At 53.6% G+C, this 15,314-nt stretch carries 14 protein-coding genes; all 14 read left to right on the top strand.

Annotated features, from left to right (window positions below; genetic code table 11):
* The first annotated feature begins 66 nt into the window (after window positions 1-66).
* The 14 genes from HGBM_RS16420 to HGBM_RS16355 all read left to right on the top strand — a co-directional run bounded on the left by HGBM_RS16420 (window position 67) and on the right by HGBM_RS16355 (window position 15,312).
* On the top strand, window positions 67-1,722 hold the full coding sequence (locus tag HGBM_RS16420) for a peptide ABC transporter substrate-binding protein (RefSeq protein WP_019122184.1): 1,656 nt from the start codon (window positions 67-69) through the stop codon (window positions 1,720-1,722).
* 19 nt (window positions 1,723-1,741) lie between these two features.
* Window positions 1,742-2,701 (top strand): ABC transporter ATP-binding protein, encoded by a 960-nt coding sequence (locus HGBM_RS16415; protein ID WP_019122183.1) that lies wholly within the window; start codon window positions 1,742-1,744, stop codon window positions 2,699-2,701.
* A gap of 78 nt (window positions 2,702-2,779) precedes the next feature.
* Entirely contained in the window at window positions 2,780-3,565 is a 786-nt protein-coding gene (locus tag HGBM_RS16410) for a protease complex subunit PrcB family protein (RefSeq protein WP_026074475.1), read from the top strand.
* Between the two features lie 312 nt (window positions 3,566-3,877).
* On the top strand, window positions 3,878-4,918 hold the full coding sequence (locus HGBM_RS16405; protein ID WP_019122181.1) for a nucleotidyltransferase family protein: 1,041 nt from the start codon (window positions 3,878-3,880) through the stop codon (window positions 4,916-4,918).
* A complete protein-coding gene (locus HGBM_RS16400; protein WP_026074474.1) occupies window positions 4,915-6,072 on the top strand; it encodes a glycosyltransferase family 4 protein in 1,158 nt (385 codons plus the stop codon). The genes HGBM_RS16405 and HGBM_RS16400 overlap by 4 nt, the downstream gene beginning before the upstream one ends.
* On the top strand, window positions 6,053-7,090 hold the full coding sequence (locus HGBM_RS16395) for a glycoside hydrolase family protein (protein WP_019122179.1): 1,038 nt from the start codon (window positions 6,053-6,055) through the stop codon (window positions 7,088-7,090). The genes HGBM_RS16400 and HGBM_RS16395 overlap by 20 nt, the downstream gene beginning before the upstream one ends.
* A gap of 19 nt (window positions 7,091-7,109) precedes the next feature.
* Entirely contained in the window at window positions 7,110-8,534 is a 1,425-nt protein-coding gene (locus HGBM_RS16390) for a phosphomannomutase/phosphoglucomutase (protein WP_019122178.1), read from the top strand.
* Window positions 8,535-8,614: 80 nt separating this feature from the next.
* Window positions 8,615-9,670, top strand: a complete 1,056-nt coding sequence (locus tag HGBM_RS27740; RefSeq protein WP_019122177.1) for a type I phosphomannose isomerase catalytic subunit — start codon at window positions 8,615-8,617, stop codon at window positions 9,668-9,670.
* 1 nt (window position 9,671) lies between these two features.
* Window positions 9,672-10,718, top strand: coding sequence for a glycoside hydrolase family 130 protein (locus HGBM_RS16380; protein WP_019122176.1), 1,047 nt, complete (start codon window positions 9,672-9,674; stop codon window positions 10,716-10,718).
* Window positions 10,719-10,924: 206 nt separating this feature from the next.
* Window positions 10,925-11,812: a fructose bisphosphate aldolase gene (locus HGBM_RS16375; RefSeq protein WP_019122175.1), complete on the top strand. Its 888-nt coding sequence runs from the start codon at window positions 10,925-10,927 to the stop codon at window positions 11,810-11,812.
* Between the two features lie 212 nt (window positions 11,813-12,024).
* Window positions 12,025-12,798 (top strand): IclR family transcriptional regulator, encoded by a 774-nt coding sequence (locus HGBM_RS16370; protein WP_026074473.1) that lies wholly within the window; start codon window positions 12,025-12,027, stop codon window positions 12,796-12,798.
* A complete protein-coding gene (gene pxpB, locus HGBM_RS16365; protein WP_019122173.1) occupies window positions 12,798-13,538 on the top strand; it encodes a 5-oxoprolinase subunit PxpB in 741 nt (246 codons plus the stop codon). Before HGBM_RS16370 ends, pxpB begins: the two co-directional genes overlap by 1 nt.
* Window positions 13,535-14,539, top strand: a complete 1,005-nt coding sequence (locus HGBM_RS16360; protein ID WP_026074472.1) for a 5-oxoprolinase subunit C family protein — start codon at window positions 13,535-13,537, stop codon at window positions 14,537-14,539. Before pxpB ends, HGBM_RS16360 begins: the two co-directional genes overlap by 4 nt.
* 11 nt (window positions 14,540-14,550) lie before the next feature.
* On the top strand, window positions 14,551-15,312 hold the full coding sequence (locus tag HGBM_RS16355) for a LamB/YcsF family protein (RefSeq protein ID WP_019122171.1): 762 nt from the start codon (window positions 14,551-14,553) through the stop codon (window positions 15,310-15,312).
* The last annotated feature ends 2 nt before the right edge of the window (window positions 15,313-15,314 follow it).

The following is a 15,314-nucleotide window of genomic DNA, read 5'->3' as shown; positions in this document are numbered from 1 at the left end:
TGAAAGAGGGTGGTGAGGGAAAGGGAAGTCTGAGTATTTACTACCATCATTCAAGGGGGAATATTCATGAAAAAGATGGCGTCTGTCTTGTTTAGCAGTGCTTTGGCTGTTTCCATGATGCTGGCGGGCTGTACGTCCTCCAGCCAACCGCAGCCGCAAGACCAGGGAACGGGGCAGCCGGCGGCGGAACAGCCGAAGGAAGAGCAGAAGGGCCCCAAGATTTTTGTCTATAACAACGGGGATGAACCTACTTCGCTTGATCCGCCGATCGGTTTTGACGACTACTCCTACAACATTCTGACCAACTCGATGGAAGGCCTGACCCGCCTCGGGCAGGATCACAATCCCATCCCGGGCATGGCCAAGGATTGGACCATTTCCGATGACCAGAAGACTTACACGTTCAACATTCGCGACGATGCCAAGTGGTCCAACGGCGATCCGGTAACGGCCCATGATTTTGAGTACGCCTGGAAGCGCCTGGTCGACCCGGCCGTCTCCTCGCCCGCCGCTTCATTGGCGTACGTCATCGAAGGCGCCGAAGAGTTCAACTCCGGAAAGGGCAAAATCGAAGACGTCAAGGTGACGGCCAAAGACGACAAAACACTCGTTGTACAGCTGAAACAGCCCGCCTCCTGGCTGATCCAGATGGCAGCCAATCCGGCGTTTTTCCCGGTGCACAAAGCCACTGTGGAGAGCAACCCCAATTGGGCGGGAGAAGCCGCTACGATCCTGTCCAACGGTCCGTTTAAAATCACTTCCTGGGCCCACGACAGCGAGCTGAAAATGGAGAAAAACGAGAACTACTGGGATGCCGCCAACGTGAAGCTGGACGGTATCGTCTGGAAAATGGTGAAAGACGCCAACACGGAGTACCAGATGTACCAAAACGGCGAATTGAGCGCGACATCCGAAGTTCCCGCCGACGTGAGCGAACAGTTGTTTGCCGAAGGGAAGATAAAGGTGGAAGACCGCGGCGGCATTTACTACTACCGCTACAACGTCAACATGAAGCCGTTTACCAACGCCAACATCCGCAAGGCATTCAACATGGCGATTGACCGGCAAAAGCTGGTCGATTACGTGACGAAGACACATGAAAAGCCGGCTTACGGGTTTGTCTCATACGGTTATGCCGACCCAGCCGGCGGCGACTTCCGCACCGTTGGCGGCGATCTGATCAAGTTTGACCCGGCGGAAGCGAAAAAACTGCTGGAAAAAGGCATGAGTGAAGAAGGCTGGACCACTTTGCCCGAGGTGACGATCACCTACAACGACGGCACCAGCCACCAACGGGTGGCACAGGCGCTGCAGGAAATGATCAAGGAAAACCTGGGCGTTGAAGTAAAGCTGCACAACATGGAATGGAAAGTGCTGCAGGCTGATCAGAAGGCAGGCAAATTGATGATGTCCCGCTCCTCGTTCCTGCCTGACTTCGGCGATCCGATCAACGCGCTCGACGGCTACCAGACCGGCAACGGGATGAACCGCACTGGCTGGAGCAACGCACAGTACGACAAGCTGATCAAAGATGCTTACAACGAACCGGATGTCGCAAAGCGCTTCCAGATGATGCACGAGGCGGAAAAGATCCTGCTGGATGAATCGCCGTTCATGCCGCTGTACTTCTATACGAAAGCGTACCTGCAGCAGGACAATGTGACAGGCGTGGTCAGACATCCGCTCGGCTACATGGATCTGAAGTGGGCCGACATGAATTGACGTTTGGGGGTATTTGCCCGTGGAAAGAAAAAAGCTGGTAGAGGTAAAACGGCTGCACAAACACTTTACGATCGGCAAAGGGCTTCTTTTGCGGGCAGCGAATGACATCTCCTTTGACATTTACCAGGGGGAGACATTCGGGCTTGTCGGGGAATCGGGCTGCGGCAAATCTACGACGGGACGCACGATTATCGGCCTTTATCAGCCAACCTCGGGCGAAGTGCTCTACGACGGCCACAATGTGCATACGGACAAATCAAGGGAAGGCAAGTCCTTGATGCGAAGGATGCAGATGATCTTCCAGGACCCGTATGCCTCGTTAAACCCGCGGATGACCGTGGCCGACATCATCGCCGAAGGGCTGTATCTGAACGACATGTACAAGGGCAGGCAGCGGCTGCAGCGGGTCTACGACATGCTGGAGCTGGTCGGATTGCGCAAGGAGCACGCCAACCGCTTTCCCCACGAATTTAGCGGCGGCCAGCGGCAGCGGATCGGGATCGCCCGCGCTCTGGCCGTCGAGCCCGAATTTATCATCGCCGACGAACCGATCTCGGCGCTCGACGTATCGGTTCAGGCACAGGTCGTAAATCTGATGAAACAACTTCAGCGGGAACAGAACCTGACCTACTTGTTCATTGCCCACGACTTGGCCATGGTGAAACACATCAGCGACCGGATCGGCGTGATGTATCTGGGCAATCTGGTAGAGCTGACCACCAGTGAGCGGCTCTATCAAGACCCCAAGCACCCGTATACCCAGGCGCTGCTGTCGGCCATTCCGGTTCCCGACCCTGATCTTGAACGGGAGCGTGAGCGGATCATCATCCAGGGCGATGTGCCAAGCCCGGTCATTCCGCCAAGCGGCTGTGTATTTCGGACGCGGTGTCCGGTCGCCAAACCGGTCTGCTCCGAACGGAAACCGGACTGGCTGGAGGTGGCGCCGCAGCATTTTGCCGCCTGCCATCTCTATCAATAAGCCGGATGGATGAAACATTTTTCGCAGGGGAAGAGTCTATAGGGATAACAGACGAAACCTGCGAAAGGGGCAGACGAAATGAAGAGACGATCGTTCATGGCGCTCATCCTCGGGCTTGGCTTGATGACAGCTTCTGCCGCTGCCGTACAGGCAGCCAATGTGACCATCCGGGTAGACAACCAGCCGTTCGCAGTGAAACATGAGCTTGCCATGCTGCAAGATCGGACCATGATCGCCGCCGATGATCTGGCTGTTTTGGTGAATGGCAGTACTGCCACAGAGCAGGGGATTCTTCGCCTGACAGCGGGAGGCGGACAGACGATCCAGTTTAAACCGGACGAGGGCCAGGTGCGAACCGGCTCCGACTGGACCCCGATTGACCAGGGGGCCGTGACCAAGGACGGGCTGGTGTACCTGCCGCTGCGCTGGACGCTGGAGCGGCTCGCCTATCAGGTAAAATGGGACGCCGCGAATGCTGCGATATCCATCGCCGCACCAGCACAGTCGAAGGGTTTTTTCACCGTTTCCCCCGAATCCCTCACGGATGAAGAACGGGCTTTCGTGGAACAGGTGAAACGGGAGAAGGGCGTTCATAAAAAGGGAGGGCTCTATGTAATCGCCCGCGGGGAGGTTCCCCACCCTGGGTACGGACTGGAGATTGTCAGGCAGGACCAAAGCTGGGAGCAGTTGTTCGTCTACGTCAGGCTGACCAAACCGCAGCCGGGCATGATGTACCCGCAGGTGATCAGCTACCCCTATCTGGTCGGCAGAGCCGAACTTGTGCCGTACGCCACTGTAGTCTTTGTGGATGCGGATACCGGAGGGCCGCTGTTTGCCGAAAAAGTGCCGTCAGCTGTCAAATAACTGATGAAGCCAGCCATCGCCGGCCGGGGTTCGCCGTGCAATGCTGGCTTTGTTTATATTGTTTACAGTTTATTACTTGATTGTTGGGACAATTTTATTTATAGTATTTTTTAGCAGCAATCATATTTGAGTGCTAATACATAGGCTGAAGGAGAGTGATGGGCAGGTTCATTCCTAATTTCACTTTCTATTTCCTGAAAATGAAAATTTTATGAAACAGAAGGATTGAACTTACTTTGGATGAGAGTCTTAAGTTGGAACAGTGCTTCTTTTTTTCATTCAATTTTGCATTAAGGGAGGAGAAGGAGAATTATGAATGCCCTGTTGCTAGCTGGAGGATTAGGTACAAGATTGCGGCCTTTGACGGAGAATCTTCCGAAACCAATGGCTCTTGTGGCCAACCGGCCTTGGCTGGAACATCTCATCATTCACATGAAACGGCAGGGAATGGATCGTTTCGTGATTGCCGTAAAGCACTATTCCGAACTGATTCGACATTATTTTGGCGATGGACGAAAATGGGGAGTCCATATCGAATACGCCGTGGAGGATACGCCCCGGGGGACTGCAGGGGCGATTAAAAACGCCGAAGCGCTTCTCGATGACAGGTTTATTGTGGTGAATGCCGATATCATACATGAAATCGACCTTCCGAAGCTGGTCGAATTCCATTTGCAGCATGGCGGGGGGGTGACCATCGGCCTGACAGAGGTGGAGGATCCCACTCAATACGGTGTGGTGAATCAGGATATGAGCGGCCGCATCCTTTGTTTTGTAGAAAAACCCCGTTTGGAAGAAGCGCCTTCGCGCAGGATCAACGCGGGCATCTACGTGATGGAAAAAGAAGTTTTGCGCTATATCCCCGATCATCGGGAGGTATCGATTGAACGGGAGACTTTTCCGCTGTTGATCGAGCAGGAAGTGGGGATATACGGACAGGTGATCAGCGGTTACTGGGCTGATATGGGAACCAAAGACAGATACCGAAAGATTCACTGGGATATTTTGAACCGGCACCTGCGGCTCGGGATCCCGGGAAGAGAAACCGGATCAGGGATCTGGATGGGGGAACGCTGCCGCATTGGCAAAGGGGTTTTGTTCGTGCCTCCCGTGTTGATTGGCGACGGCGTACAGATCGGAGACCGTTCTGTCATCGGGCCGTTCGCTGTCATTGGAGACGACTGCAAGATCGGCAGCAGTGTCCGCTGCTCGGAGACGATCATGTGGAACCGCTGCATGGTGAACGACGCCACGCAATTAAAAAACTGCATTTTCGGCTACGATTTGGAACTCGGCTCCAAGCAGATTCTGCATGAGGCTGTCGTGAATCGAACGGATGTGATGCAGGCTTGACACGGGTTGCTTATGTAAGTACGTATGTCCCAAAGAAATGCGGCCTGGCCACCTATACGTTTCATCTGCGGCAGGCACTAAGCCAGGAGAATCAATGGAGCGGCACAGACAAAGTGGTTGTCATCTCGAGCGGTGAAGAGGATGTGGGCAGCCCGGATCCCTCGCTTTTGCCGCTTGCACGCAACAGCAAGGAAGAGTATGCCAAAATGGCGAGAAGGCTGAATCGCTCCGAGGTGGACGTGGTATCGCTGCAGCACGAATTCGGGATATTTGGAGGAGAAGCCGGGGCGTATATTCTGGAGTTTGTCAGGAATCTGAGAAAGCCTCTGGTGACGACGTTCCATACCGTCTTTGAAGATCCGCAGCCGCCGTACGCTTCGATTCAGCGGGAGATTGCCGAAAAAAGCACAAAAATAATCGTTATGAATCGGAAGGCAATTCCTTTTTTGCACCAGTCGTTCGGAATTCCGGTGGAAAAAATCTGTTTTATCCCGCATGGCGCGCCCGTGCCGCAGCACGCGGAAAGAGAACAGTATCGACAAGAGCTCGGGTGGAGCAGCCGGAAAGTGATGATGACGTTTGGCTTGTTAAATCGGGGCAAGGGGATTGAGCTGATTATCAAAACACTTCCCGACATCGTAAAACGGGTGCCTGACGTGCTGTACGCGATTGTCGGACAAACCCATCCGGAAGTCAGGAAATGGGAGGGAGAGAAATACCGCGAAGAATTATTGGCTCAAATCAACGCCAACCATTTGGATGATCACGTCGTGATGATTGATGAGTACATGGATGAAAGGAATCTTGTCAAACACATCACCGCCTGTGACCTGTACATTACACCGTATCCGGGCATGCAGCAAATCACAAGCGGTACGCTCGCTTACGCCGTAGGGCTGGGTCGTCCTGTCCTGACTACTCCGTACTCCTATGCACAAGATCTGTTCTCCCGTTATCCGGAACTGCTGATTCGCTACAGTGATGATGAAGCTTGGGCCGAAAAGATTGTCTCTTTGCTGGCCAACGAACAGGAACTGTCGAAATGGGAAGGACGGATGGAGGAGTTGGGCCGGGAACTGCACTGGCAAAAAGTAGGCAGGCAGCACGCTACGCTGTTTGCAGAGGTAAAGGACAATGCGATCGTCCTCCGTTAGCTTTCACCATTTGCTGCGCATGACCGACGATACGGGGATCTTGGAACACAGCGTGGGATCGATCCCGCGCCGCAAAGAAGGGTACAGCACAGACGATCAGGCAAGGGCTTTGTGGGCGTGCATCGAATGGTTGGACCTGGTCGACAAGGAGGAAGCAAAGCAGCTGCTTCCACTGATCGATACGTATTTGGCGTTTTTGCTTTGGGTACAGACGGACGAGGGGCATTTTCACAATAATATCGCCTATGACCGGAGCAAAGAGCAGGAAATCGCTTCTGACGACTGTTTGGGCCGCTGTTTTTGGGCATGTGCCCTCAGCCTGGTGAAGTTGCCGCATCCGGATCGCCAACTTGCGGTGAAAAGCATGCTCGACAAATTGCTTCCACAGCTCAGCCGGCTGCGCTACCCCCGCGGCTTTGCGTACGCGCTGGCAGCTGGCAGCCTGCTGATCCGCCATCAAATTGGCGAGGATCTGGGGCCTGTGGTGAATAGATTGGCACAGAACATGGCGGATATGTACCGAATGCACAGCCGGCCAGGCTGGTACTGGTTTGAACCGATCATCGCCTATGGCAACGGGGTCATGCCCTGGGGGATGTTTTGCGCCTATGAGGTGACGAAGCGTGACGATCTGCTTGCGATCGCCAAGGAGAGTCTCGACTTTTTGATCAGCGTGATGACGAATGAACGGCAGCAGATCCGGCCTGTGGGCAATCATGGATGGTGCACAGCGGAGTACCGGGCGATGTGGGACCAGCAGCCGATCGACGTGATGAAGCTTGCGCTGGCAGCGGCCAAAGCATATGAAGTGCTGGGCTCTTCCGAATACAGGCAGGTTGTGGAAAGATGTCATGCCTGGTTTTTCGGGGAAAATGACGCGGGGCTTCCGATGGTAAACGAAGCGGAAGGCAGCTGTTACGATGCGTTATGCGAGCGCTCCGTGAACGGCAATCAAGGGGCGGAATCAACCATCTCGTTTTTGTTGACGGAAGCGATGTACGTGAAAGTCACGCGATGAGTAAAGGGGGAATATGGAGATGAGTCTTCTTGCAAACAAGGAAAAGAGTATTCCGGCTCACGTGTTCCGGGAATATGACATTCGCGGGCGAGCGGGAGAGGAGATCACTCCCTCGTTTTCCCGCCTGCTCGGCAGGGCTTTCGGAGAGAAGAGCGCCGAAGCCGGGTCAAGAACAGTGATCGTGGGCCACGACAATCGCTTGTCATCCCCGCAGCTGCATCAGGCCGCCATTTCCGGGCTGCTGCAGTCGGGGTGCGATGTGATTGATATCGGAGAAGTGACAACCCCGATGTTTTATTACGCCTTGGAGCATTTTCAAACCCCGTCGGGAGTGATGATCACGGCCAGCCATAACCCCGGTGAAGATAACGGGTTCAAGGTTGCGCTCGACTATTCGACCATCTACGGAAGACAGATACAGGACCTGCGAGAGAGGATGTACCGCATGATGGACGAAGAAGACAGGTCCGACGGTCAGCACCAGGGCAGCCTAAGCAGCGTTCGTCGCGAAGACGTGGAACGTCCCTATTTGCAGATGCTCAAGGAGAAGATCCAGCTTGGGCCGAGAAACCTAAAAGTGGTCGTAGATTGCGGAAACGGCACGGCCTCCTCCTTTGCTCCCAAGGCCTTGAGGGCTTGGGGTTGTCAGGTAGTGGAGCTGTACTGTGAGTCAGATCCGCGCTTTCCGCATCATCATCCGGATCCGGTGGATCCCAAAAATGTGGCGGATCTGATCGAGAAAGTCAAAGCGGAGCAGGCGGACATCGGAATCGCTTTTGACGGAGACGGCGACAGATTGGGCGTAGTCGACGAACAAGGGAATATCCGCTGGGGCGACCAGTTAATGATCTTGTTCTGGCGGGAAATCCTGCCCCGGTATCCGGGCTGTGAGGCATTGGTAGAGGTGAAATGCTCAAAAGCGCTCATCGAGGAAATCGAGAAATTAGGCGGGAGACCGATTTTTCACCGGACGGGACACTCCTACATCAAGGCCACGATGCGCAGTCGGGGTTGTCCGTTTACAGGAGAAATGTCGGGACATCTGTTCTTCCGTGACGAGTACTACGGCTTTGATGATGCGCTGTACGCGGCCGGTCGGCTGCTGCGAATATTGAGCCGGACAGAAAAAGAATTGTCTGCGCTGTTTGCCGACGTGCCCCGCTATTTCTCCACCCCGGAAACGAGGGTGTCCTGCGACGAACGGGAGAAGGCTGAGATTATCTCCAAGGTCAAGGCGTATTTTGCAGGCAGCCATGAGATCGTCGATGTGGACGGGGTGCGCGTACTGTTCCCCGATGGGTGGGGACTGGTCCGCAGTTCCAATACACAGCCGATCCTGGTCTTGCGGGCGGAAGCGGAGACAGAAGCGGGGCTTGCGAGGATCAAATCGGAAGTGGAGCGTGCATTAACAGCCGCTTCCAGAGAGCTTCGGGTGGCATGGTGATCAGAAATTCTTAACTGAACTGAAGAGACTTCGAATATCCATTGATGTGATCATATCAGCTTTTACAGGGGTTGATTCGCATGAATATATATTCGACAGTACCCAAAGTTCCCAGTAAAGAATTCGATGCAGCGACAGACGCGTATCCAGTGAAGTTTACCCCCCTGCCTTTGAAGAGGATATGGGGAGGGCATCAACTAAAAGAATGGTTTTCCGTACGGGATGATCAGCCAATCGGGGAGTATTGGCTGGTATCCTCCCATCCGGTCGGAGTCAGCGTGGTGCAAAACGGGGCGCTGCGGGGAAAGAGCTTGCCGGAATTGACAGAGCTGTTCCCTGAAGCCTACCTCGGCCGTTCGCCGCAGAAACGCTTCCCGCTGCTGATCAAGATGATCGAGGCACAGGATGATTTGTCCGTTCAGGTGCACCCGAACGACGACTATGCCAAACGGACGGAAAACGATTATGGAAAAACGGAAGCCTGGTATATCGTAGATCCCGGCCCGGGGGCGGAGATCATCTACGGCCACCGTTTCAAAGATCGAGATCATTTTTTGCAAAGCGTGCAAGCAAAAAGCATTCAGCCTTTTTTGGAGCGAAAAAAAATTGAGCGGGATCAGCTTGTTTATGTTCCGGCAGGGACGGTTCATGCGATTCTCAAAGGTACAATGCTGCTGGAAATCCAGCAAACGTCCGATGTGACATACCGGGTGTACGACTGGGATCGTCTGGATCAGAACGGAACCCGCCGGGAGCTACATATCAGACAAGCCGCCGATGTGATCGATTATCGATCAGGGGAGAGGGAACCGCTTTGCCGGATAACCCCTATTTCCCGAAGAGACGGCGTTTCACACGACCATTTGTTATCCTGTCCTTTTTTTACCGTAGAACGAATAAAAATGGAGAACAACAGCCGCTTTACCTGCTCTTTGGGAAGAGCGGGGAATCCGGATGTTCTGGTGATTCTGGAAGGGGAAGGATGTATTGATTACGGCCAAGGAAGGCCGGCTGTTGCGGTTCAACGGGGGGATGCGGTACTTGTTCCCGGCACCCTGCCAACTTACGGTATCCTAGCGTGGACGCATCTGAAAATCGTCAGAACCTACTATTCATTGATTGAATGGAGAGGGTAACATGGCAGTTTATCGATCTGATCGGAACCCGATTATCAAGCCGTCTGACATACCGCCGTATATTAAGGATTACGAAGTCATCGGAGTTTTCAATGCAGGCGTGATGCGGTACGGCGATGAGATCCTGCTGCTGCTGCGGGTTGCCGAAAGGCCGCCGCAGGATGACCCGAGATACTGTCTGACTCCCTTCTACAATCTGCAAAAAGACGCAGTTGATGTCAATCGATTGGAAAAAGGACTGCCCGGATACGACTTTTCTGATGCGAGGGGGGTAGGCACTCCTACCGGCTCTCTTCTGACCTCCATTTCGTATCTGAGAATCGCCCGGAGCAAAGACGGGATTCACTTTACGATTGATGACCGACCTGCACTGTTTCCAGAGAATCAATATGAAATTTACGGGATCGAAGACTGCCGGATCACCCGCATAGACGATACGTACTACATCAATTATTCAGCGGTGTCCAATCTCGGGATTACGACCTGTTTGGCGTCGACAAAGGATTTTGTATCGATTCATCGGGAAGGCGTAATCTTCCAACCGGATAGTAAAAACATCACGATCTTCCCGCAAAAGATCCATGGAAAGTACTACGCCCTCCATCGCCCGTCAAGCTCTTCATTCGGCAAGCCGAGCATTTGGCTGGCGGAATCCCCCGACTTGTTGTGTTGGGGGAACCACCGGATCGTGATGGGATGCCGGGAAGGGATGTGGGACGAAGCAAGAATCGGGGCCAGCTGTGTTCCGATCAAGCTGGATCAGGGGTGGTTGGAAATCTATCACGGCTCCGATCATCAAAACCGGTATTGTCTGGGAGCCGTTTTGCTGGATACGGATCAGCCCTGGCGTGTGGTAGCGCGCTGCGAGCAGCCGATTATGAAACCGGAAGCGGACTATGAGGTGGAAGGTTTTTTTGGCAATGTCATCTTTAGCTGCGGAGCGCTATATGAAGAGGACAAGGTCAAAATCTACTACGGGGCGGCCGACACGTCCATGTGCTATGTTGAGATTAAGCTGGAGGAAATTATCGAAAGGTTGGGAATCTGACTGGTTCGTGAGTTTTTTCTGTCTTGAACGCCAAGGTGGCGCAGTAAGAGATTTCTCCTGAATGAACAGTGCTTAGACAGTGTCATTATTGTACAATAAAGGTAGCGTCACGGATGGTTTCAGTTGGAATCCGTAAGCAAGTGGTTGGTTCAAAGCGGTACCGGGTTTGAGATCATTCATTCCACGACGAGGAAGGAGAACTATCATTGAAAAAGGAACAAATGGATCGAATTCATACGGGAAAGGGTTTTATCGCAGCGTTGGACCAGAGCGGCGGAAGCACGCCAAAGGCGCTTCGGCAGTACGGCATCAAGGAAGACAGCTACTCCAATGACGAAGAGATGTTCGAATTGATTCACGAAATGAGAAAGCGGATCATCACGAGTCCGGCATTTGATGCGCAGTATATCTTGGGCGCCATCTTATTTGAAAACACCATGGACCGCACGATTGATCAGCATTTTACCGCTGATTATCTTTGGGAGAAGAAGGGCATTGTGCCTTTTTTAAAGGTGGACAAAGGGCTCGCCGAGCTCGAAAACGGCGTTCAACTCATGAAGCCGATTCCTGATTTGAACAGCCTGTTGAAGCGGGCGATTGAAAAAAATATTTTTGGGACAAAAATGCGCTCGGTGATTAAAGAAGCCAACCCGGAAGGAATTCGGAAAGTAGTGGAGCAGCAGTTCGAAGTTGGCAAACAAATCTTGGCGATGGGGCTCGTTCCGATTATCGAGCCTGAGGTCGATATTTATAGTACGGACAAGAAGCAATCGGAGCAAATATTAAAAGATGAGATATTCAAACAGCTGTCCACTCTGGATCAGGACGAAAAAATCATGCTGAAGCTTTCCATTCCCACAGAGGATGATTTTTATCGCGATTTGATGGACGATCCGCATGTCCTAAGGGTTGTAGCTCTGTCCGGCGGATATGACCGAAACGAAGCAAACGAAAAACTGGCCCGTAATCACGGCTTAATCGCCAGCTTTTCACGTGCCTTGTCAGAGGGGTTGACTGCCCAGCAAACAGACGAAGAATTTAACACGGTGCTGTCCCAATCCGTTAAGTCCATTTATGAAGCATCCATCACCTGATCCTGGCTGAATCAACGTAAACATGCCGATCAAGGCACAGGCTGTCGACTTTTTCAACAGCCTGTGCCTTTTTCTACATCTGCCCGGCAGGGGCTTCTATGCGGGGGAGGGAAAATTTAGTATTGTCGTTTTATTCGAAAGAGATTTATAATCAGGGAAAGAACAAACAAAACGGAACAGTAGTTCCGAACATCGGAACGGAGGATGGTGCGGTGTCTGAAACAAACAGTACGGTGATGAAAGCAGCGGAATTATTGCGGCTGTTTCTCTCACATCCCAATCTTTCCTTGCCGCAGATCGTCAAGTTGTCCGGTCAACCGAAGACATCGGCGTATCGGATGCTCTGTTCCCTGGAAGAGACAGGATTTGTTCGGAGGACTGCGGACGGCGCCTATGAATTGGGATTGGTCTTTTTACAATTTGCACACGCTCTTTCCGAACGATTGGATATTCGGAAGGTATCACTGCCTGTCATGCAGCGGCTTGGAAAAGAGATCGGGGAAGCCGTCAACCTGATCGTCAGAGACGGCAATGAGGCGATCTACGTGGAGAAAGTGGATACGACTGAACCGGTGCGCGTCTACACGGCCATTGGACGGCGTGCTCCCCTGTACGGAGGGGCGTGCCCGCGCATTTTATTGACCTACATGCCGGAAGAAGAGTTAAAAGCCTACCTGAGCCAGGTAAAATTGGAGCCCATTGCTGACAATACGATTACGGATCTTGAGCAATTGCGCAGAAAGATCGCGGAGGATCGGGCAAACGGCTATACGGTCAGCCACTCTGAACTTTACAACTTCACGTCGGCAGTGGGGGCGCCTATTTTCGACCACTCCGGACGCGTTGTCGCAGGTCTGAGCATCGTGGGACCGGAAAATCGTTTTTGCGACGAGAAATTGCCTTTTTACATCGAAAAAACAGTAGCCGCAGCCAAAGAAATCTCGGAGAAGCTGGGGTGGTCACGCGGAGAAAGGAGAGGGGCATGATGGAGGCCACGTTTCAACCATTGGGCGATCAGGCAGTAGTCGTGCAGTTCGGCACGGCGATGAGTCTGGAAGCATACCGGCAAGTAAGGCGGGTTTCCGCGATGCTGGACAGGCAGTCCCTGCCAGGGATGGTAGAATACATCCCGGCCTATACGACCATTACGATCTTTTATAACCCGATGGAGTTGTACGACTGGTACAAGAGTTTTGGACCCGCGGATCTGGAACAAGACTCCTGCTCCCCCTATCAAGTCTGCTGCCACCTGATTCAAGATCGACTGGACCAGGCAGTACTTGAAAGCGAGGAAGCGGGACGGACCGTTGACATTCCGGTTTGTTACGGCGGAGAACTGGGTCCTGACCTGGGAGAAGTGGCCCGGCTGCATCAACTGAGCGAACAGGAAGTGATCGAGATTCATGCAGGGGGAGATTACCTGATCTACATGATCGGATTTGCCCCCGGTTTTCCTTATATTGGCGGCATGTCGGAACGGATTGCCACTCCGCGCCGAAAATCTCCCCGCTTGTCCATTCCCGCCGGCTCTGTCGGGATCGCGGGAAACCAGACCGGGATCTATCCCATGGAGACGCCGGGCGGCTGGCAAATTATCGGCAGGACCCCGCTGCGGCTGTTCCGGCCTGAGGACAATCCGCCCAGCCTGCTGCGAGCGGGAGATCGGGTTCGCTTTGTGCCGATTTCCATTGAGGAATTCCGCTGCTTCAAGGAGGGATCATCATAAGCATTCGTGTCATTCATCCGGGATTGTTAACTTCTGTACAGGATAGTGGCCGCTTTGGATTTCAAAAGTATGGAGTGATTGCGAGCGGGGCGATGGATCCGTTCGCCCACCGCACTGCCAATTTGCTCGTTGGCAACGAAGAGACCGAGGCCACTTTGGAAATGACGCTGAAAGGGGCGATCATGGAATTTCGGGAAGCTGCGCTGATCTCCATCTGTGGAGGCGATTTGTCCCCGTCTGTCGAAGGAATCCCGGTGCCCTTGTGGAAGCCGATTTACCTCAAAAAAGGGAGCATCCTTCATTTTGGCTATTGCCGATCGGGTGCGAGAGCCTACCTCGCCATCGCAGGGGGGTGGAGTGTTCCCCGGGTGATGGACAGCCGGTCTACTTATTTGCGTGCCGGCATTGGCGGTTTCCAGGGGCGCGGCCTGCGGGCGGGAGACGAGCTTGCCTCAGGGGAGCCAACTTGGCTGGGAGGACTTATTGCCGATCAATTGGCCGGCCGGTTACACGGGGCTGCGTTCGCAACGGCTGATTGGGGAGTGACAGGCGAAATGCTCCCGCCTTATTCTGTGAGTCCCTGCGTTCGCGTCATGCGGGGCAATCAGTGGGACTGGTTTACGGAGGAAAGCCGCCGTTCCTTTTTATCCGAACCGTATCGCGTTACACCGCAGTCCGACCGCATGGGCTATCGGCTGGACGGTCCGTTGCTGGAGCTGATCGAGCAGAAAGAGTTGATCTCGGAAGCCGTCGCTTTCGGCACGGTACAAGTCCCGCCTGAGGGAAAGCCGATCGTGCTCTTGGCTGACAGGCAGACTACGGGCGGCTATCCGAAAATCGCCCAGGTCGCCACTGTCGATTTGCCGTTGATGGCGCAGACAAAGCCGGGCGAAACCCTCCGCTTTGCGGAAATCAGCCGTGAAGAAGCGGAACGGCTTCTGATGGCGAGGGAAAACGAGATTCGCCAGTTGAAAACAGGCATTTTGCTCAAATACACATAGGAGGGACAAACATGTATCACGTCGATTTGAATTGCGACATGGGAGAAAGCTTTGGTGTGTATCGGCTGGGAAATGATGAGGCAATTCTGGCATACGTCACATCCGCCAATATCGCCTGCGGTTTCCACGCAGGTGATCCAGCCACCATGCGGAAGACTGTCAAGCTGGCACTTGCAAACGATGTGAAAATCGGCGCTCACCCCGGCCTTCCCGACCTGCAGGGTTTTGGCAGGCGAAACATGGCTGTTTCTGCCGAGGAGGCATACGATTTGGTCGTATATCAAGTAGGGGCCTTGCAAGGTTTTGTCCAATCGGAAGGAGGGGTGATGCAGCATGTAAAACCGCATGGGGCCTTGTACAACATGGCAGCCGCCAAGGCTGAGCTGGCTCGCGCGATCGCGGAAGCGGTATACCGGGTCAATCCGGAATTGTATCTGGTGGGACTCGCCGGCAGTCAGCTGATCGAACAGGCGGAAAAAATCGGACTGAGGACGAAAAGCGAAGTATTCGCAGATCGCACGTACCAGCAAGACGGCACGCTCACGCCGCGAAGCCGGCCGGATGCGCTGATTACCAGCGATGAGGAAGCTGCGGGGCAGGTGATCCGGATGATCAAAGAAGGCAAGGTGTCTACGCGACAGGGAAGCGACTTTACGATTAAAGCGGAGACGGTCTGCATACACGGTGACGGGGTGCACGCTTTGGCTTTTGCGCGGCGCATTCGGGAGACTCTTGAAACGGCCGGAATCGAAGTAAGAGCCATGTCACTTTAACG

Source organism: Brevibacillus massiliensis (assembly GCF_000311785.1).
GTDB lineage: Bacteria > Bacillota > Bacilli > Brevibacillales > Brevibacillaceae > Brevibacillus_C > Brevibacillus_C massiliensis.
Note: the sequence above shows the minus strand (reverse complement) of the source record. Positions and strands in the feature narration are given on the sequence as shown.

Coding starts and splice junctions, on each gene's coding strand:
- HGBM_RS16420 (WP_019122184.1), top strand. CDS start 67: ATGAAAAAGATGGCGTCTGTCTTGTTTAGCAGTGCTTTGGCTGTTTCC.
- HGBM_RS16410 (WP_026074475.1), top strand. CDS start 2,780: ATGAAGAGACGATCGTTCATGGCGCTCATCCTCGGGCTTGGCTTGATG.
- HGBM_RS16405 (WP_019122181.1), top strand. CDS start 3,878: ATGAATGCCCTGTTGCTAGCTGGAGGATTAGGTACAAGATTGCGGCCT.
- HGBM_RS16395 (WP_019122179.1), top strand. CDS start 6,053: ATGCGATCGTCCTCCGTTAGCTTTCACCATTTGCTGCGCATGACCGAC.
- HGBM_RS16390 (WP_019122178.1), top strand. CDS start 7,110: ATGAGTCTTCTTGCAAACAAGGAAAAGAGTATTCCGGCTCACGTGTTC.
- HGBM_RS27740 (WP_019122177.1), top strand. CDS start 8,615: ATGAATATATATTCGACAGTACCCAAAGTTCCCAGTAAAGAATTCGAT.
- HGBM_RS16380 (WP_019122176.1), top strand. CDS start 9,672: ATGGCAGTTTATCGATCTGATCGGAACCCGATTATCAAGCCGTCTGAC.
- pxpB (WP_019122173.1), top strand. CDS start 12,798: ATGGAGGCCACGTTTCAACCATTGGGCGATCAGGCAGTAGTCGTGCAG.
- HGBM_RS16355 (WP_019122171.1), top strand. CDS start 14,551: ATGTATCACGTCGATTTGAATTGCGACATGGGAGAAAGCTTTGGTGTG.